A 17,579-nucleotide genomic window follows, 5' to 3' on the forward strand; every position below is an offset into this window, starting at 1 on the left:
GACCGGAAGGTCGAATTAAACCCGTAAGGCCGGATTAGCCTACAGGGTCCTGGGCCGCCTACCGCCACCGCCTGTGTTGCCGCTGTCATAGGGCCCGGTGCCGGCGGCATGAACACCCGGCACGGTCAGTGTGTATCCGGGCGCGACCAAAGAACGGAATGGCATGACGACTCCAGCGAACTACCGGCAGGGCTCGACCTGGCTCCAGACCAAAACGGTCGACTTCAACCACACCCTCTCCGGCGCCGACCGAGCCGATGAGCGGATCTCCGAGGTCGAGGAACTCAAGATCCTCCACCCCGGGGTGTGGGAGATCTCCTACCACGCCCGCTCGTACACCGGCGGGGCGGGTGAGCTCGTGCGCACCGCACTGTTCAAGAACGGCCAGCTCATCACCGGCACGGAAGCCCTGACCGGCGGGAACGCGGTCATGCAGACCACCGCCGGGCAGACGATCCTGGAGAAGTTCGACGTCAACGACGTCATCACGCTCCACGCGTACCGCATCGGTGGCGGCAACACCGCCGTCATCAGCAACGGCGACGGACGAACGGGAGTCATGGCGCACTGGGTGAGCCCCGGGTTCTAGGCCACTCCTTCGGGGCGGCCAAGCCGGACAGGGCCGGCATGAACAAGGAGGGGGGTCGCGGATGGCGCTCGTCATCGAACTTCGGCGTCGGATCTCGATCTCCCGGCCTGGACGGAAGCAAGGGCCGCATGCCGCAGCAGGGGAGCTGAGAGCTTCTCGCAGGGACCGTCCGGGTCCGAGACAGACTTCGGCGAAAAAGGGGAATTCCATATGGCGAACGAGCTCAGGTACGGCGACCGGATCCACCTGCAGAACGGCTATGACGCCTTCAGGGGCGGCTACCTCGACACCAACGGCGGCGCCAGCGACTCCGGCGCCAAGTACGGCGTCTTCACCGCGGACACCCCCACCCGCGGCACAGGCACCGGAACCTGGGAGGTCCTTTCCACCTCCGGCAAGGCCGCCGGCACCGAGGTCCTCAGCGGCGATGTGATCTACCTGCGCAACCTCTACGGCGGCGACGGCGGCTACCTGGACACCAACGGCCATGCCACCACGGACCAGAAGAACTCCGGCGGCAAGTTCAACGTCCTCACGTCCCAGGCCAAGGACCGGGCCACCGGCACCGGCCGCTGGCGGATCTACGCCCAGACCTCCAACCCTCTGGACCAGAACGTCCACATCGGCGACACCGTCCACCTGGTCAACCTCTACGGCGACAACGGCGGTTTCCTGGAGACCAACGGCGGCACCACCGCCTCGGGCGCCAAGTACGACGTGTGCACCAACGCCTACTACAACCGCAGCAACTCCAACGTCGCCGACTGGAAGATCCACAAGGCGTAACCCAGTCCCGTGACCTCTGGTGCCCGGCCGCCGGCAGCGGCCGGGCACCAGTGTCTCCACGCGCTGAAAGGTCGTTTTCAGATGTCGCTTTCATCCGTTGCTTCATCCCCTAGCACTGGACCTTCGCTCCCACTTGAAGGTCAAGCTGCCCGATCCCCCACCTCCGTTGACAGCAGGGGCGGCTCGGTGTCGCGACGGTTCAGCTGCAGGAGCCGAACGGGGCCGGGGCCGGCGTGGGCAGCCACCGCGCGGACAGGACTGAAGACGGGGGTGTGCCGGGCGCTCGGCCGACCGGAGGACACGGATGCGGCGTGGCGGCGGATTCTGGGGAGCGTGCGCTCCTACACGGACCTGGAGCCGGCGCTGCTGGGGCGGGTGGAGGAACTGATCGACTTCGTCACAGTCGGCGAGGGTGCGTGACGTCGGCGGTCAGCCCTCTTGGCGCCTTGCCATCCGCTCCCGGTGCCCTGCCCGGTCGGGCTGCCCCGCGTACGACAGCGGCTGCACCACCCGCCCGAACCACAGCTCGGGCGCCCACTGGCGCAGGGCCTTCTCGTAGGGCTTGAAGGAGTGAGGGAGGCCGATGCGGTAGCGCAGCCTGGGCAGGCCGGGCCGGAGCGGTTCCGTGTCACGGACGAACCCCCACAGCAGCGGGTCGTCGCGGTCGATCTCGTCCCGGGGGCACAGTTCGACGGTGAAAGTCCGGTGCGTGCAGTAGATACCCACCCCGGCGAGCGACTCCCAGGGGATCAGGGCGATCTCCTTGCGCCGGATCCACCAGAATCCCGTCGCGTCGAAGGCCATCACCCACCGGCGAGTCCGCCACGTGCCGACAACCGGAATGGAGAACAGCAGCGCCATCAGTATGAACAACACGGCGCCCCAACCGGCGGCAAACCTGTCACGGCTGTAGACCGCCCCATACACGCCGAGCCCACCAGAAACGAGCGTTATCGGAACAAAGAGCAGGGTCCCCAGGAACCGCCGCAGGCCGTACCGCAATATCGTCGCGTCCGCAGCCGGCGCTCCCCCAGAGATCACGGGCGGAACTCTAGCCGCAGGACCCCGCCACTCACCAGAGCCGCGGCCGAGCCAGTCCGCCAGCAACCGCCCCCGCAGCATGAGCACCGCGTGCCCCTCCTCGTACGGTCCCGCCTCCAGCAGTCCTGGAGCGGGCTCGTCCGGCGGCTGCCAGGCCTTCCTCCGGCAGCAGGGACAGCGGACAGCCCTTGCGGAGCCTCAGTTCCAGCAGGATCCGTTCCACCCGGCGGTCCTCGTCCGCCAGCAGCTCACGCCCGGTCCTCGGCTGCGTCCGCGCCGCCCCTCCCTCCCACTCCCAACTCCAGCCTGGGCATGGGGAAGGCAACACTTGGCGCAACATCTGTCGCAACCAGGCCTCGGTCAGACATCCACTGCGGACAGGCAGGCAGGCCAGGCGGGTGTTCGCGATAATGCGGTCGACGGTCTCCACCGGGGCGCTGCTGGCGCCAATGAGGGTCCCGATCCCGCCGGGCGGCAAATCGCGCGGCCGCTACCAGTCACGCAGCCGGCCCAGCGCATCGTCGGCGGTCCTTCCCGAAGTTCGGTACCCGGACTGGAGCTCTCAGCGGTGAGGCACTCGGCGCCAGGACGACGCGACCCCGGCCGGCGAGGCGCTGGTCAGGGCTGATGCGGCGGTAGGCGTCCGAGGAGACGCTGTGTCAGCAGGCGTCGACGAGTTCCTCGATCTCATCGGCGAGGCGGTGGTCGGGGTGGTGGAATTCGCCGACGGCTTCGTCGCCCCTTACCCAGCGCCAAGGCGCGTGTGAGCCACCTGGTGGTGGACTCTCGTGCCGAGAGGGGAGCTGATCAAACACCGGCGTCGCCGGACGCCGACACACCGACCTCCCAGACGGGAAGGCCGACTGACCCAACTGGTCCGAGCCGAGCTGGTCCGCCATCCCGTCCCGGTATGCCTGGTGGATGGTGCCCTACTTGCCGTGGCAGATGTCGCGGTCGAGGTTGTGGCGAGGCTCCCGGACGGTGCGCCGGTTGCTCATCTGCCGCCGGTAGGTGTCGTCCACGGGATCGACGACGGCAAGCAGGTGCAGGTCGTGGCGATTTTGCCCGTACTCGGCGAACACCTGCCCCGGCGGGGTCGGGTGCCCTTCACGGCCGAACGTCCGCATCAGGTCGTAGGCGCGGACCTGATTGGTGACCAGGGAGCCGGCCACCCGCAGCATGCTGGAGTGCCGATCGGCCTCCGCTGACGGGGTGCAGCGCTCTCCCCCGACCACACGTGAAGTGGGGGCCGTATCCGCTTCCACTCGGGCACGATGGCCCTGAGGGGACTCGAACGCCGTACTGGCCTTTACGGGCGGGGAGTTGGCGCCGCTAGGAGGTGGCGGTCGCCGGAAGGCCGGAGGGGAGCGGTCGGCGGTCTGCGGCGGCCGGGACGGTGAGGACCATGGTGAGGCCGCCGCCGGGGGTGTCCTCAGCGTTGAGGGTGCCGCCCATGGCTTCGGCGAAGCCGCGGGCTACCGCGAGACCGAGGCCCACGCCGGCGCCGCGCGGGGCGTCGCCGTAGCGCTGGAACGGCTCGAAGATGCGGTCCTTGGCCTCGTCCGGGACGCCCGGGCCACGGTCCACCACCCGCACCTCCACCCGGTCGGCCATGGCGCTGGCAGCCACCAGGACGCGCTCGCCGGCGGGGCTGTACTTGACCGCGTTCTCGACCAGGTTGGCCACCGACCGCTCCAGCAGGCCCGGGTCGACGGCGACCATCGGCAAGGTCTCCGGGATGTCCAGCTCCACGCTGTCCTCGGGTACGCCGCCCAGGGCCATGGGCACCACCTCGTCGACGTCGATCTCGCGGATCAGCGGGGCGACGGTACCGGTCTGGAGCCGGGACATGTCGAGCAGGTTGCCCACCAGGTGGTCGAGGCGGTCGGCGCCCTCCTCGATGGCCTCCAGGAGTTCGGCCTGGTCCTCCTCGGACCAGGCCACGTCGTCGGACCTCAGAGATGACACGGCGGCCTTGATGGCGGCCAGGGGTGTGCGCAGGTCGTGGCTGACGGCGGCGAGCAGGGCGGTGCGGATACGGTTGCCCTCGGCGAGTTCCTTGGCCTGGTCGGCCTCGGACTGCAGGCGCTGGCGGTCCAGGACCACGGCGGCCTGGGCGGCGAACGCGGCGAGGATCCGGCGGTCGGAGGCGGGCAGCACTCTGCCGGACAGCGCGAGGGCCATGTGGTCGCCGACCGGCATGTCCACGTCCGCGTCCTCGGGGTACTGGCAGGGCTGTGGGCCCACGCTGCCCGCGCAGGTCCACGGGTCCACGTCGCTTTCCCGCTCCAGCAGGGCGACCGACTCCATACCGAAGGTCTCCCGCATCCGCTCCAGCAGGGCCTCCAGGCCGGTCTCGCCGCGCAGCACGCTGCCCGCCAGGAAGGAGAGGATCTCCGACTCGGCGCGCAGCCGGGCCGCCTGATGCGTACGACGGGCGGCCAGGTCCACCACGGAGGCCACCGATACCGCCACGGCGAAGAAGACCACGAGGGCGACGATGTTCTTGGGATCGGCGATGGTGAGGTGGTGCAGGGGCGAGGTGAAGTAGTAGTTCAGCAGCAACGACCCGAAGGCCGCCGAGGCCAGCGCCGGGAGCAGGCCGCCGAGCAGGGCCGCCGCCACGGTCAGCGTCAGGAACAGCAGCATGTCGTTGGCGAGACCGAGCTCGGCGTCGACGTTGGTCAGCAGCAGCGTGAGCAGCGTCGGGCCGACCACCCCGGCCAGCCAGCCCCAGATGATCCGCGCACGGCCGAGCCGCGCACCTCGCGCAACCGGCAACCCGCGGCCCTTGCCCACCTCATCGTGGGTGATCAGGTGGACGTCGAGGTCGGGGCCCGACTCCCGGGCGACCGTGGCGCCGACACCGGGCCCGAAGACGTACTGCCATCCCCTGCGCCGCGAGACGCCGAGGACTATCTGGGTGGCGTTGACCCCCCGCGCGAAGTCCAGCAGAGCCGACGGGACGTCGTCGCCGATGACGTGGTGGAAAGTGCCGCCCAGGTCCTCTACCAGGGTGCGCTGGACGGCCAGCTCCTTGGGCGAGGCGTTGGTCAGTCCGTCGCTGCGGGCGATGTAGACGGCCAGCACCTCGCCGCCGGCGCCCTTCTCGGCGAGCCGGGCGGCACGGCGGATCAGCGTGCGTCCCTCGGGACCACCGGTCAGACCGACCACGATCCGCTCACGCGAGCCCCAGATCTTCGACACCCGGTGTTCACTGCGGTATTCGGTCAGATACGCGTCGACCCGGTCGGCCACCCAGAGCAGCGCCAGCTCCCGCAGCGCGGTCAGATTGCCCGGGCGGAAGTAGTTGGACAGGGCCGCGTCGACCTTGTCGGCCTTGTAGATGTTGCCGTGCGCCATCCGCCGGCGCAGCGCCTGCGGCGACATGTCGACCAGCTCGATCTGGTCCGCCCGCCGGACGACCTCGTCGGGGACGGTCTCCTGCTGCCGCACCCCGGTGATCGACTCGACGGTATCCCCGAGCGACTCCAGGTGCTGGATGTTGACCGTCGAGACGACGTCGATCCCCGCCGCGAGCAGTTCCTCGACGTCCTGCCAGCGCTTGGCGTTGCGGGAGCCGGGGATGTTGGTGTGGGCGAGTTCGTCGACGAGAGCCACCTGGGGGTGCCGGGCCAGGACCGCGTCGACGTCCATCTCGGTGAAGACGCTTCCCCGGTATTCCAGCTCCTTGCGGGGAATCTGCTCCAGGCCGTGGAGCATGATCTCGGTGCGGGGCCGGTTGTGGTGTTCCAGGAAGGCGACCACACAGTCGGTGCCCCGCTCGACACGGCGGTGCGCCTCGGACAGCATCGCGTACGTCTTGCCGACGCCCGGTGCCGCGCCGAGGTATATCCGAAGCTTGCCGCGTGCCATGGTCTCGTCTCTACGTCGTATGCGGTCAGAACGGTCGGGAGCGGGTCAGCTCTCGAAGCGGTAGCCCATGCCCGGTTCGGTGATCAGGTAGCGGGGGTGGGCCGGGTCCGCTTCCAGCTTGCGCCGCAGCTGGGCCATGTACACACGCAGATAGTTGCTCTTGTTGCTCTGGGAAGCACCCCACACCTCCTGCAGCAGGTGCTTCTGCGTGATGAGCCGGCCGGGGTTGCGGACCAGGATTTCCAGCAGATGCCACTCAGTGGGGGTGAGGCGCACCTCGCGGCCGGCACGGATGGCCTTCTTGGCCGGCAGATCGATGGTGAAGCCGTCCGTGGTGACCGGCGTCGTCCCGGGAGTGAGTGGCACGGTCTCGGTGCGGCGGACCGCGGCGCGCAACCGGGCGAGAAGTTCGTCCATGCCGAACGGCTTGGTGATGTGGTCGTCGGCGCCCGCGTCGAGCGCGGTGATCTTCTCGTCGGAGGCCCGGCGGGCGGACAGCACCAGGATCGGGACCTTGGTCCAGCCGCGCAGGGCCTTGATGACGTCCGTGCCGTCCATGTCCGGCAGCCGCAGATGGAGGAAGGACCACCTCGGGCTGGCGGGCGGCGGCGAGCCGGAGCGCGGTCGCGCCGTCGGGGGCCGCGTCGACGCCGTACTGCCGTGCCTGCATGTTGATCACGAGCGCCCGTACGAGCTGAGGGGTCGTCCTCTACGACCAGTACCCGGATCATCGGTGGGCGCCTTTCCCGTTGCACGGAGAGCCAGAGGGTGCGTACCCATGTCAGGGCCGCGGGAGTTGGCGGGAGTTGACGGACCGGGAATGCCTCCAGGCCCGCCAACTCCCGCCCGGGTCGCGTCAGGCCATCAGCTCTTCGCCACGAGTTCCTTGAGCGCGATGTTGAGTTCCAGGACATTGACCGTCGGCTCGCCCAGGAAGCCGAGGATGCGGCCGTCCGTGTGCTCGTGCACGAGCTTCTGGACCTGGGCGACGGGCAGGCCGTTCTTCTCGGCGATCCGGTGGACCTGGAGGTCGGCGTACGCCGGGGAGATGTCCGGGTCCAGGCCGGAGCCCGAGGAGGTGACCGCGTCGGCGGGTACGTCGGACGGCTTGACCTTGTAGTCCGAGGTCGAGTTGTCCTCGATGACCGCCGCCTTGGCGTCCTTGACCCACCTGATCAGGTCGGCGTTGTCACCGGAACGGTTGGTGGCGCCGGACAGAATCAGCTTGTACCGGGTGTTGACGCTGTTGGTGCCCAGGCCGTTCTGCGGGCGCCCCTGGAACCACTTCAGGTCGGGCTCGGGGGTCTCCTGGCCCTTCTTGAGCGGCAGAGTGTAAGCCTGGCCGATGAGCGAGGAGCCGACGACCTTGCCGTCCGCCTTGATCTCGGAGCCGTTCGCCCTGCCGGGGAAGAGCCCCTGGGCGACGCCGGTGATGGCCAGCGGGTAGAGGATGCCCGTCACCACGGTCAGCACGAGGAGGGCGCGCAGGCCGGCCCCGAGCAACCGGGCGGTGTTCGTAACCGAGTTGTTCATGGCGGTCAGCCGATCCCGGGGATGAGAGAGATGAGCAGGTCGATGATCTTGATGCCGATGAAGGGGGCTATCAGCCCGCCCAGGCCGTAGATCCCGAGATTGCGGCGGAGCATCTTGTCCGCGCTGACCGGCCGGTACCGCACGCCGCGCAGGGCGAGCGGGACCAGCGCGATGATGATCAGCGCGTTGAAGACGACCGCGGACAGGATCGCGGAGTCGGGCGAGGACAGGTTCATGATGTTGAGCTTGTTCAGGCCCGGGTAGACGGCCGCGAACAGCGCCGGGATGATCGCGAAGTACTTCGCGACGTCGTTGGCGATCGAGAAGGTTGTCAACGCGCCCCGGGTGATGAGGAGTTGCTTGCCGATCTCGACGATCTCGATCAGCTTGGTCGGGTTGGAGTCGAGGTCGACCATGTTGCCGGCCTCCTTGGCGGCCGACGTACCCGTGTTCATCGCCACGCCGACGTCGGCCTGCGCGAGCGCGGGTGCGTCGTTCGTCCCGTCGCCGGTCATCGCGACCAGCTTGCCGCCCGCCTGCTCCCGCTTGATGAGCGCCATCTTGTCCTCGGGAGTGGCCTCCGCGAGGAAGTCGTCGACCCCGGCCTCGTCCGCGATCGCCTTGGCGGTCAGCGGGTTGTCGCCCGTGATCATGACGGTCTTGATGCCCATCCGGCGCAGCTCGTCGAACCGCTCCCGCATGCCCTCCTTGACGACGTCCTTGAGGTGGATCACGCCCAGCACCCGGGCCCCGTCGGCGTCCTCGACCGCCACCAGCAGCGGGGTGCCGCCCACCTCGGAGATGGAGTGGGAGACGGTGTCGGCGTCGTCGGCGACGGTGCCGCCCTGCTCCTGGACCCAGGCGAGCACCGAACCGGTGGCCCCTTTGCGGACCCTGCGGGCGGTGCCGTTCTCTGTGAGGTCGACACCGGACATGCGGGTCTGCGCGGTGAAGGCGACCCACTCGGCCTGCGCCAGCTCGCCCTGGTGGCGTTCGCGCAGCCCGTACTTCTCCTTCGCCAGTACGACGATGGAGCGGCCCTCGGGCGTCTCGTCGGCCAGCGACGACAACTGGGCGGCATCGGCCAGCTCGGCCTCGGTCGTGCCGGCAACCGGCACGAACTCGGCGGCCTGCCGGTTGCCGAGCGTGATGGTGCCGGTCTTGTCGAGCAGCAGGGTCGACACGTCGCCGGCGGCCTCGACCGCCCTGCCCGACATGGCCAGTACGTTGCGCTGCACCAGCCGGTCCATACCCGCGATGCCGATCGCGGAGAGCAGGGCGCCGATCGTGGTCGGGATCAGGCAGACCAGGAGGGCCACCAGCACGACCATGGTCAGATGCGTGCCCGCGTAGTCCGCGAACGGCGGCAGGGTGGCCACCGCGAGCAGGAAGACGATCGTCAGCGAGGCGAGCAGGATGTTCAGCGCGATCTCGTTGGGCGTCTTCTGGCGTGCGGCGCCCTCGACCAGATTGATCATCCGGTCGATGAAGGTCTCACCCGGCTTCGTCGTGATCTTGATGACGATGCGGTCGGACAGCACCTTCGTACCGCCGGTGACGGCCGAGCGGTCGCCGCCGGACTCCCGGATGACCGGGGCCGACTCACCGGTGATCGCCGACTCGTCCACGGATGCCACGCCCTCGACGACGTCACCGTCGCCGGGGATGATGTCACCCGCCTCGCAGACGACCAGGTCGCCGATGCGCAGCTCGGTGCCGGGCACCTGCTCCTCGGCCCTGCTGTCCCGGGACAGCCGACGCGCCACGGTGTCCGTCTTGGCCTTGCGCAGGGTGTCCGCCTGCGCCTTGCCTCGCCCCTCGGCGACCGCCTCCGCCAGGTTGGCGAAGATCACGGTGAGCCAGAGCCAGGCGCTGATCACCCAGCCGAACCAGTCGCCCGGGTCCTTGAACGAGAACACCGTCGTCAGGACCGAGCCGACCAACACCACGAACATGACAGGTGACTTGACCATCACCCGCGGGTCGGTCTTGCGCAGAGCGTCCGGCAGTGACTGGAGCAGCTGCTTGGGGTCGAAAAGGCCCGCGCCGACACGGCCTTCGCCGCCCTTGTGGCCGGTCGGTGCGTCCTGGTGGGGCGCGAGCGTCGGAGTCGAGGTGGACATGGCGTCCTGCTTCTTTGCGTCGTCGTGCTCCTCTGCGTCGTCGTGCTCCTTTGCGTTCTTCTCTGCGTCGTCGTGCTTCTTGATGTCGCTGGTCATGACGCCAGCCCTTCAGCGAGCGGCCCCAGCGCCAGCGCCGGGAAGTAGGTCAGGCCGGTGATGATCAGAATCGCGCCCACCAACAACCCGGTGAACAGCGGCTTCTCGGTACGCAGCGTGCCCGCGGTGGCCGGCACCGGCTGCTGCTCGGCCAGCGAACCGGCCAGCGCCAGCACGAACACCATCGGCAGGAAACGCCCGAGGAGCATCGCGATGCCGATCGTGGTGTTGAACCACTGCGTGTCCGCGTTCAGGCCGGCGAAGGCCGAGCCGTTGTTGTTGGCGCCCGAGGTGTACGCGTACAGGATCTCGGAGAAACCGTGCGCGGCCGAGTTGGTCATCGAGTTGCCCGGAGTCGGCAGCGCCATCGCCGCGGCCGTGAAGGTGAGCACCAGCGCCGGAGTGATGAGGATGTAGCAGGCCGCGAACTTGATCTCGCGGGTGCCGATCTTCTTGCCCAGGTACTCGGGAGTGCGGCCGACCATCAGACCCGCGATGAACACCGCGATGATCGCCATGATCAGCATGCCGTAGAGGCCGGAGCCGATACCGCCGGGCGCGATCTCGCCGAGCTGCATCCCCAGCAGGTTCAGCCCGCCGCCGAGACCGGTGTTGGACGAGTGGAACGAGTCCACGGCACCGGTCGAGGTGAGCGTCGTGGAGATCGAGAAGATCGACGAGGCGCTGATACCGAAGCGGGTCTCCTTGCCCTCCATCGCCCCGCCCGCGATCTCGAACGCCGGACCGTGGTGGGCGAACTCGGTCCACCACATCAGGCAGATGAACCCGACCCAGATGGTCGCCATCGTCGCGAGGATCGCGTATCCCTGCCGCAGCGAGCCGACCATCCGGCCGAAGGTCCTCGTCAGCGCGAACGGGATCAGCAGGATCAGGAAGATCTCGAAGAGATTGGAGAACGAGTTGGGGTTCTCGAAGGGGTGGGCGCTGTTGGCGTTGAAGTAACCGCCGCCGTTGGTGCCGATCTCCTTGATGGCTTCCTGGGAGGCGACCGCGCCGCCGTTCCACTCCTGCGAGCCGCCCATGAACTGGCCCACGGAGTGAATCCCGGAGAAGTTCTGGATGGCCCCGCAGGCAACGAGCACGATTGCGGCGATCACCGACATCGGCAGCAGGATGCGTACGACACCGCGCACCATGTCGGCCCAGAAGTTGCCCAGTTCCCCGGTCCGCGAGCGGGCGAAGCCTCGGACGAGCGCCACCGCGACGGCGATGCCGACGGCCGCGGAGAGGAAGTTCTGCACCGCCAGCCCGCCGGTCTGCACGACGTGGCCCATGGCCTGTTCGCCGTAGTACGACTGCCAGTTGGTGTTCGACACGAAGGAGGCGGCGGTGTTGAACGCCTGGTCGGGGTCGATCGAGGAGAAGCCCAGCGAGCCGGGCAGGCTGCCCTGCACGCGCTGCAGCAGATACAGGAAGAGAACACTCACCGCGGAGAAGGCGAGGACACCGCGCAGATAGGCGGGCCAGCGCATCTCGGTGTTCGGGTTGGCGCCGATGCCCTTGTAGATCCACTGCTCGACACGCAGGTGCTTGTCGGAGGAGTAGACCCGGGCCATGTAGTCGCCGAGCGGGCGGTATGCCAGTGCCAGCGCCGCGATCAGCGCGAGCAACTGGAGCACACCGGCGAGGACGGGGCTCATATCAGGACTCAGAACCTCTCCGGGAACACAAGGGCGAGGAGGAGATAGCCCAGCAGGGCGACGGCCACGATCAGGCCGACGATGTTCTCGACGGTCACAGCTTCGTCGCCCCCTTGGCGACGAGAGCCACCAGCGCGAAGACCGCGATCGTGGTGACGACGAAGGCCAGGTCGGCCATCGCGAGCTCCTAGATGAGGTTCGGATCGGACGGACGATGAGAGGAAAGCGCCTCACCGACCCGATTCGGCCGCCGTTAACGCCTCCCTTACGGCGGCCCGTCCGCTTTTGACGGAACCCATACGCCGGACTCCGCCGGGGGTGCCGGACGACCAGCTCCTCCCGGGGAACGCAGACGGCTCACACCGGTGAGGTGCGAGCCGTTCGGGCACAGCGGTCGGGAGATGCGGAACCAAAGCCGGCAGATCACCGCTTCCGTGTCCCGTCGTACGGACACGGCGGGCGGCGAGACACCGTACGACCTGTGACTTCGCATCCCACGTTGCCCCCGGCGTCCGCGTGAGGGCCGGATCCGCACACTGACCCGCACTGGCGGTGACCCGGTTGAAGCCTTCCCGGGCGGACAGGCCGAGGGCGATCCGGGCGCGTTCAGCTCGGATCCCAGCTCGTGCGATGTCTCTGGTGCTCGCTCGGCACAGCGCCGATTGACACCTGATAGCCATACTCATGTTCAACGCCGACACCCTAGATTGAAAGTGCGATGCTAACTTGCGACTCAGTTCCACTTTAGCTAGCGTGTAGCACGAGTGGCTGAGTGGATTCAAGAGAAGCCGCGTCGGCGGACGTGCCACATCCGTGGTGCCGCCGAGGGTGGGAGAGGTCATCAGTGCGCTCCCAGGCGAGCGAGTCATCGCCCAGCGCGACCAGCAGGGAGTGGCAATGCGAGAGATCAGTACGTATGTCGGCATCGACGGGAACCCCGGGCTGGTGTGGGAGGTCCGCACCGACTTCGCCTGCTGGATCGACCGCACGCTGGAGAACTTCGGGCGGATGAACCAGCCCCTCAAGGAATGGGCGGAAGCCAAGGCCTCAGCCGGGGCAGGGCGGTGACTGCGGACGACGTACGCAACGGTGAGGAGCACGTTGCGGTCAGCAGGAGATGTGCCTGCACGGACTGCCCCACGAGCGGGGGCCGATCCCGGTACCGGAAGCGCGCCGCGTCGCCGGTGTGCTCCTGGGCGGTCGGCTCTGCCCGCGCCGAGCTGCGCCTGTCCGGCTCCGCAACCACCACATTCGCGATCGAGAGCCGTCGAGGCTCCTGAAAGGACTGACTGCAATGAGATTTCTCCTCCTGGGCGCCACCGGCGCGACCGGTGGCCTGTTCACGGACGCGGCCACCGCCGCCGGACACGAGGTGGTCGCCTTTGTACGCGACCCGGCCAAGCTCGCCCGGCGTGAGAGGGTGACCGCGGTCGCCGGTGACGTCCGCGACGCCGATGCGCTGGCCGAGGCCATGCGCGGCGTGGACGCGGTGGTCAGCACCCTTGGGATCGGCAAGGCCAAGGACCCGGCGAACCTGATCACCGAAAGCACCCGCGCGCTCGTCCAGGCCGCCGAGGCCGGCGGCACCAAGCGAGTGGTGGTCATGTCGGCGTTCGGCGTCGGCGAGTCCCTGGCAAAGGCCTCCGGGATCCTCCGGTTCCTCTACAAGGGCGGCAAGGCGAACTTCGCCGACAAGGCCGCAGGCGAGCGCATCCTCACCGCCTCCGCCCTGGACTGGACGCTCGTCTATCCGGTGCTGCTGACGAACAAGCCGGCCACGACCGTCCAGGCAATCGACCTGACCCAGCTCGACCGCCTGCCCGGCGTGCCCAGGATCTCCCGGGCCGATGTCGCCGCGTTCCTGCTCAGCGCCGCCGTCGAGGGCTCCTGGTCCCGGCGCACCGCGGTGCTCACCAAGTAGGCGGACCAGGGTGCGGTGCCCGCGGCAGAACCTCTTCGGGGGCTGGGTCAGGGCCAGTGCGAGCCGGCCACCGCCGCGCGGGCTTGACCTGGTACCTCCACAAGGCAGCGCCGACCCCCAGGGCATTCTCGTTCCTCCTCTCCCGATCGTCCGGCCTGCTGAGCGGTTGGGAAGCGAGACCGTCAGTCAGTAAGGGAGCGGCCCGAAGACAGCGACCCGAAGATGGCGTCGACCTCACGCTGGAAGGCGACTGCGCCCGGTGAGAACTCCTGCGGTGCGAGGGCGCGAGCGAGATCCGTCGCGGGCGCGTCGAGGTGTGCGGCGAGCTGACGGGCCGCCTCCGCCTCGCCGCCGGGGACCACACCGGTCCGGACAGCCGCAGCGGCTACCGCTGACCAGGTCGCCGGTTCGTCGAGCACGTCGCGGATGGTCAGTGGAGTGCGCGGTCCGGGCGACGGCGGGAACGAATCGGGCACCTCCCAGCGATGCTCGCCGTGTGCGACGGTCTCATGCGCGTCGGTGCCGGGCAGCCGCACCTGCGCGGTGGTCCCGACGGGAACCCGCGCCTCCAGGCGGAAACGGCCGTCGGCGCGTGTCCCGAGTTGCCCTTCCTCCAGGACCTCCGCGTGTCGTACGACGACCTCGCTGCCCGGCGCGAGACCGCGGACGCGCAACCGCACCCAACCCACGGCGATCTGGCCGAAGTCGACCAGCGTCCGGCCCGACGGTGAGGTCCACCGTCAGCACACCTGGCTAGAGGCCGATGACCGGGGCGGGCCGCTCGCAGGTGCTGGTCACCGGCAGGGCGCAGCCGTGCTCGGCGGCGTCCATGAGGGTGAGCATGACGTCCAGGACGTGCGCGGCGAGTTCGGCCGAGGCGCGGTGCGGGCGCCCGGCGTCCAGGGCCTCGGCGAGGTCGGCAAGCCCCGCGCCACGGCCCGTGTCCGCGTGACCGGCGGACACCGGCAGGACGTCCCAGCCGTCGCCGCGGTGGATCTCGACGGGACCGTCGAAGTTGTTCGGGTCGGGTACGGAGAGCGAGGCCTCGGTGCCGTGCACCTCGATGCGCGGCAGGCGCGCGGCCTTGATGTCGAAGCTCATCACCAGCGTCGACAGGGCGCCGTCCGCGTGCTCCAGGACACCCGTGACGTGGGTGTCGATCTCGACCGGGAAGGACTGCCCGGCCCGCGGACCACTGCCGATGACCCGCTCGGCGCGCGGCCGCGAGGAGGCTCCGGTCACCTTCACCACCGGGCCCAGTAGGTGCACCAGGGCGGAGAGGTAGTAGGGGCCCATGTCGAGCAGCGGGCCTCCTCCGGGCTGGTAGTAGAACTCCGGGTCCGGGTGCCACGTCTCGTGCCCCGCGGTCGTCATGAAGGCCGTCGCCGCCACCGGACGACCGATCAGTCCGTCATCGACCGCCTTGCGCGCGGTCTGGGTGCCGGTGCCCAGCACGGTGTCGGGGGCACAGCCCACCCGAAGTCCCGCATCACGGGCGGCGGTCAGGACGGCATCGGCCTCCTTGCGGTTCGTCGCGAAAGGCTTCTCGCCGTAGACGTGCTTACCAGCGGCGAGCACGGCCAGGGCGACCTCGGCGTGCGCGGCCGGGATGGTCAGATTCAGAACCGCGTCCACGTCGTCACGGGCGACGAGGTCCGCGACCGAGTCCGCCACCGAGACCTGCGATCCGACCTGGTCGGCGACGGCCTGCGCACGGGCCCGGTCGAGGTCGGTGACCGCGGTCAGCCGCACCGACGTCAGCTTCTGAAGGGTCGACAGATAGGCGCCACTGATCTTGCCCGCGCCCACCATCCCGATGTTCAAAGGCTTCACCGGCTCGCCCACAGCAGTCCCCTCTCGGTCAGCGTCCGCACCTGCGGCACGTCGAAGTCGTCCGGCTTGTGGCCGATGGTCGAGACGAAGACGCGTCCCGCGCCATGGGTCCGGGTCCACACCGCGGGCATGACGGCGGGCCGGTCGTGCAGGTCGTCGGCGGGGAACGTGGTCGTGGCCAGGACGTCGATGTGCGCATCGGTCAGGACCCAGTACTGCTCGCTGTGGATCGCGAAGTCGTCCAGGCCCGCGATGATCGGGTGGTCCGCGTGCTCGGGCGACAGCTGGTAGGTGTGGTCGAGGAAGCCGGGCGGGTGCATCACGAACTTGCCGCCGGTCAGCAGGTGATAGCCGTGATCGTGGAAGCAGTCCACGATGCCGCCGTGCCAGCCGGCGAGTCCGGTGCCGCCGCGGACGGCGGCGGCCAGGTTGTCGCGTTGCTGCGGGGTGATCGTCCCCATCGTCCAGCACTGCACGACCAGATCAGTGGCAGCGAGCCACTCCGCGTCGTCGTACACCGCGAGGTCCTCGGAGGTCTCGACGGTGAAGCCCTGATCCTTGAGGAACGGGACGAAACTGTCGCTGATCGTCACGGGCTGATGCCCGTCCCAACCACCACGGACGACAAGGGCCCGCCGGATTTCGCTGGTCAAGGTATTGCACACTCCCATCGGCGCCGTGCGCACAGAAGCTCGGCGATCGGAGGTCGGGTGAACAGAGCCCAACAGGTGTTTTCCCGAGTGGGCGTTGGCGCTGCTCAGGAGGCCGGTGAGGCGAGTGACGTACTGCCGTCCGAACGTATGGAGACCGGCGCTCTTTTGTCAACGGCTCATACAAATAAGGCACTTGGCGCCCGGGAGCGCGAGAGCCGGACCGCCACGGGCCCTTGGTTCCACGCGCGCACGGGCCCGGCCAGTGCTGTCCGAGCCGATTGAGGAGCATGCTCAGCGCGTGCGCCGCCTCCGTCACCACCCCGGCCGGCCGTGCGGTCGCTCGGGTCACCACAGCGAGAGGCGTGTGGCCTCGGCGGGAAGCGCTCGGTCCGGCGGTCAGGCCTGTGCCGCGATCAACCGCTGATCAACCGCTGGTACCAGCGGTAGCTGTCCTTTGGCGTGCGCCGCAGCGTGTCGTAGTCGACGTGGACGATCCCGAAACGCCTGTCGTAGCCGAAGGCCCACTCGTAGTTGTCGAGCAACGACCAGACGTAGTAGCCGCGTACGTCCACTCCCTCCGCGACGGCGGCCAAGTGGTCGCGGAGGTACACGATCCGGTCGGGATCGTGGATCTGGCCGTCGGTGGACAGCACGTCGTCCTCCGCCGATCCGTTCTCGGTGATGAGGATGGGCGGAAGGGCTTCCGCATACTCGTGACGCAGTGAGACGAGCAGCTCGCGCAGACTGTCGGGAACCACTGCCCAACCCATCGCGGTGCGCCGGACTCCCGGGATGTCGACCGTCTCGATGCGGCAGTCCGTCGCCGTACGCATGGCCGGGTCGGGCCGGCGATGGGGCGCGTCACGGACCACGGTCGGGGTTTAGTAGTTGATCCCGAGGAAGTCCATCGGTGTGGAGATCAGCTCCAGGTCGCCCTCTTGTCGGAACGTCTGACGGGTTACCAGCTCACCCCACGTCTCCTCTTCGGCGGATGGATGGCGCCCGCGCAGCAGCGGCTCGGTCCACATCAGCTTCTGCATGGTCTCAGCACGTGCGAGGGCCGCGAGATCCGCGGCGGAGTCGGAGGCCGCGGTCACATGGCTGAGGTTGAGCGTGATGCCCGCCTCCCGGACGCCGGCCGTACGCAGTTCTCGCATCGCCAGACCGTGACCGATCAGCAGATGATGCGCGGCGGCCAGCGCCGGGGTGCCTTCCGTCGCACCGGGGGCGTGACAGCCGTCCGCATACCCCAGGAAAGCTTGCGCTTCTCCGGAGACGCGACGGAGGACGCCGCCGTGCTCCCCCAGGAACTGATCGACCCCGACACCTCGATCGCGGACTACGTCTGGCTGCCCCTCCGCTTCGAAGGAGAGATGGCCTTCGTGGACTGGCACGACGAATGGCGGATCGAGGGCTACGACTGACCGACCCGCGAACGGACGGCGCGCCGCCTGTCGGTTGGTCGAA

13 protein-coding genes and 6 pseudogenes are annotated in these 17,579 nt (G+C 68.8%); 6 read left to right on the plus strand and 13 right to left on the minus strand.

The annotated features are described in order from the left end of the window. The first annotated feature begins 163 nt into the window (after nt 1-163). The 3 genes and pseudogenes from JIX55_RS02060 to JIX55_RS02070 all read left to right on the plus strand — a co-directional run. A complete protein-coding gene (locus JIX55_RS02060; protein WP_257561485.1) occupies nt 164-589 on the plus strand; it encodes a hypothetical protein in 426 nt (141 codons plus the stop codon). A 210-nt stretch (nt 590-799) separates the two neighbouring features. Further along, nucleotides 800-1,375, plus strand: a complete 576-nt coding sequence (locus JIX55_RS02065; protein ID WP_257561486.1) for a hypothetical protein — start codon at nt 800-802, stop codon at nt 1,373-1,375. 255 nt (nt 1,376-1,630) lie between these two features. Continuing rightward, a pseudogene (locus JIX55_RS02070) lies at nt 1,631-1,795 on the plus strand (DUF3097 family protein); the annotation flags it as partial. A gap of 9 nt (nt 1,796-1,804) precedes the next feature. Here the strand turns inward: JIX55_RS02070 and JIX55_RS02075 are convergent. The 9 genes and pseudogenes from JIX55_RS02075 to kdpF form a co-directional block, all read right to left on the minus strand. Continuing rightward, nucleotides 1,805-2,251 (minus strand): hypothetical protein, encoded by a 447-nt coding sequence (locus JIX55_RS02075; protein WP_257569728.1) that lies wholly within the window; start codon nt 2,249-2,251, stop codon nt 1,805-1,807. 219 nt (nt 2,252-2,470) lie between these two features. Next, a pseudogene (locus JIX55_RS02080) lies at nt 2,471-2,681 on the minus strand (radical SAM family heme chaperone HemW); the annotation flags it as partial. Between the two features lie 667 nt (nt 2,682-3,348). Further along, nucleotides 3,349-3,597, minus strand: a pseudogene (locus JIX55_RS02085) (Tn3 family transposase); the annotation flags it as partial. A gap of 151 nt (nt 3,598-3,748) precedes the next feature. Beyond that, nucleotides 3,749-6,292: a sensor histidine kinase gene (locus tag JIX55_RS02090; protein ID WP_257561488.1), complete on the minus strand. Its 2,544-nt coding sequence runs from the start codon at nt 6,290-6,292 to the stop codon at nt 3,749-3,751. Between the two features lie 45 nt (nt 6,293-6,337). Next, nucleotides 6,338-7,023: pseudogene (locus tag JIX55_RS02095) on the minus strand (response regulator). 133 nt (nt 7,024-7,156) lie between these two features. Next, the gene (locus tag JIX55_RS02100; protein WP_257561489.1) at nt 7,157-7,825 is read right to left on the minus strand and encodes a potassium-transporting ATPase subunit C; all 669 of its coding nucleotides are present in this window, start codon (nt 7,823-7,825) and stop codon (nt 7,157-7,159) included. A gap of 5 nt (nt 7,826-7,830) precedes the next feature. Then, on the minus strand, nt 7,831-9,948 hold the full coding sequence (gene kdpB, locus JIX55_RS02105) for a potassium-transporting ATPase subunit KdpB (protein ID WP_257569186.1): 2,118 nt from the start codon (nt 9,946-9,948) through the stop codon (nt 7,831-7,833). A gap of 92 nt (nt 9,949-10,040) precedes the next feature. Then, nucleotides 10,041-11,705, minus strand: coding sequence for a potassium-transporting ATPase subunit KdpA (gene kdpA, locus JIX55_RS02110; RefSeq protein WP_257561490.1), 1,665 nt, complete (start codon nt 11,703-11,705; stop codon nt 10,041-10,043). Nucleotides 11,706-11,713: 8 nt separating this feature from the next. Continuing rightward, nucleotides 11,714-11,803: a K(+)-transporting ATPase subunit F gene (gene kdpF / locus JIX55_RS02115; RefSeq protein ID WP_257561491.1), complete on the minus strand. Its 90-nt coding sequence runs from the start codon at nt 11,801-11,803 to the stop codon at nt 11,714-11,716. A gap of 799 nt (nt 11,804-12,602) precedes the next feature. On the opposite strand from kdpF, the gene JIX55_RS02120 reads away from it, so the two are divergent. Next, a complete protein-coding gene (locus JIX55_RS02120) occupies nt 12,603-12,773 on the plus strand; it encodes a hypothetical protein (protein WP_257561492.1) in 171 nt (56 codons plus the stop codon). A gap of 226 nt (nt 12,774-12,999) precedes the next feature. Next, nucleotides 13,000-13,626: an NAD(P)-dependent oxidoreductase gene (locus JIX55_RS02125; RefSeq protein WP_257561493.1), complete on the plus strand. Its 627-nt coding sequence runs from the start codon at nt 13,000-13,002 to the stop codon at nt 13,624-13,626. A 182-nt stretch (nt 13,627-13,808) separates the two neighbouring features. On the opposite strand, the pseudogene JIX55_RS02130 reads toward JIX55_RS02125, so the two are convergent. The 4 genes and pseudogenes from JIX55_RS02130 to JIX55_RS02150 all read right to left on the minus strand — a co-directional run. Further along, nucleotides 13,809-14,345, minus strand: a pseudogene (locus JIX55_RS02130) (family 78 glycoside hydrolase catalytic domain); the annotation flags it as partial. 34 nt (nt 14,346-14,379) lie between these two features. Next, nucleotides 14,380-15,471 carry a Gfo/Idh/MocA family protein gene (locus JIX55_RS02140; protein WP_257561494.1) on the minus strand — a complete coding sequence of 364 codons (1,092 nt, stop codon included), beginning with the start codon at nt 15,469-15,471 and terminating at the stop codon, nt 14,380-14,382. Then, complete coding sequence (locus JIX55_RS02145) at nt 15,456-16,130, minus strand: ThuA domain-containing protein (RefSeq protein ID WP_257561495.1); 675 nt, start codon at nt 16,128-16,130, stop codon at nt 15,456-15,458. Before JIX55_RS02145 ends, JIX55_RS02140 begins: the two co-directional genes overlap by 16 nt. 395 nt (nt 16,131-16,525) lie before the next feature. After that, nucleotides 16,526-17,371: pseudogene (locus tag JIX55_RS02150) on the minus strand (family 1 glycosylhydrolase); the annotation flags it as partial. Here JIX55_RS02150 and JIX55_RS02155 point away from each other — a divergent pair. Beyond that, a complete protein-coding gene (locus JIX55_RS02155) occupies nt 17,279-17,536 on the plus strand; it encodes a hypothetical protein (protein ID WP_257569729.1) in 258 nt (85 codons plus the stop codon). The pseudogene JIX55_RS02150 and the gene JIX55_RS02155 overlap by 93 nt on opposite strands. Nucleotides 17,537-17,579: the final 43 nt, after the last annotated feature.

The organism is Streptomyces sp. DSM 40750 (assembly GCF_024612035.1).
Lineage (GTDB): Bacteria > Actinomycetota > Actinomycetes > Streptomycetales > Streptomycetaceae > Streptomyces.

Excerpts from the sequence above, each read along its gene's own strand:
- kdpB (WP_257569186.1), bottom strand. The coding sequence starts at position 9,948 with ATGTCCACCTCGACTCCGACGCTCGCGCCCCACCAGGACGCACCGACC.
- JIX55_RS02090 (WP_257561488.1), bottom strand. The coding sequence starts at position 6,292 with ATGGCACGCGGCAAGCTTCGGATATACCTCGGCGCGGCACCGGGCGTC.
- JIX55_RS02100 (WP_257561489.1), bottom strand. The coding sequence starts at position 7,825 with ATGAACAACTCGGTTACGAACACCGCCCGGTTGCTCGGGGCCGGCCTG.
- JIX55_RS02125 (WP_257561493.1), top strand. The coding sequence starts at position 13,000 with ATGAGATTTCTCCTCCTGGGCGCCACCGGCGCGACCGGTGGCCTGTTC.
- JIX55_RS02060 (WP_257561485.1), top strand. The coding sequence starts at position 164 with ATGACGACTCCAGCGAACTACCGGCAGGGCTCGACCTGGCTCCAGACC.
- JIX55_RS02120 (WP_257561492.1), top strand. The coding sequence starts at position 12,603 with ATGCGAGAGATCAGTACGTATGTCGGCATCGACGGGAACCCCGGGCTG.
- JIX55_RS02065 (WP_257561486.1), top strand. The coding sequence starts at position 800 with ATGGCGAACGAGCTCAGGTACGGCGACCGGATCCACCTGCAGAACGGC.
- kdpA (WP_257561490.1), bottom strand. The coding sequence starts at position 11,705 with ATGAGCCCCGTCCTCGCCGGTGTGCTCCAGTTGCTCGCGCTGATCGCG.
- JIX55_RS02145 (WP_257561495.1), bottom strand. The coding sequence starts at position 16,130 with ATGGGAGTGTGCAATACCTTGACCAGCGAAATCCGGCGGGCCCTTGTC.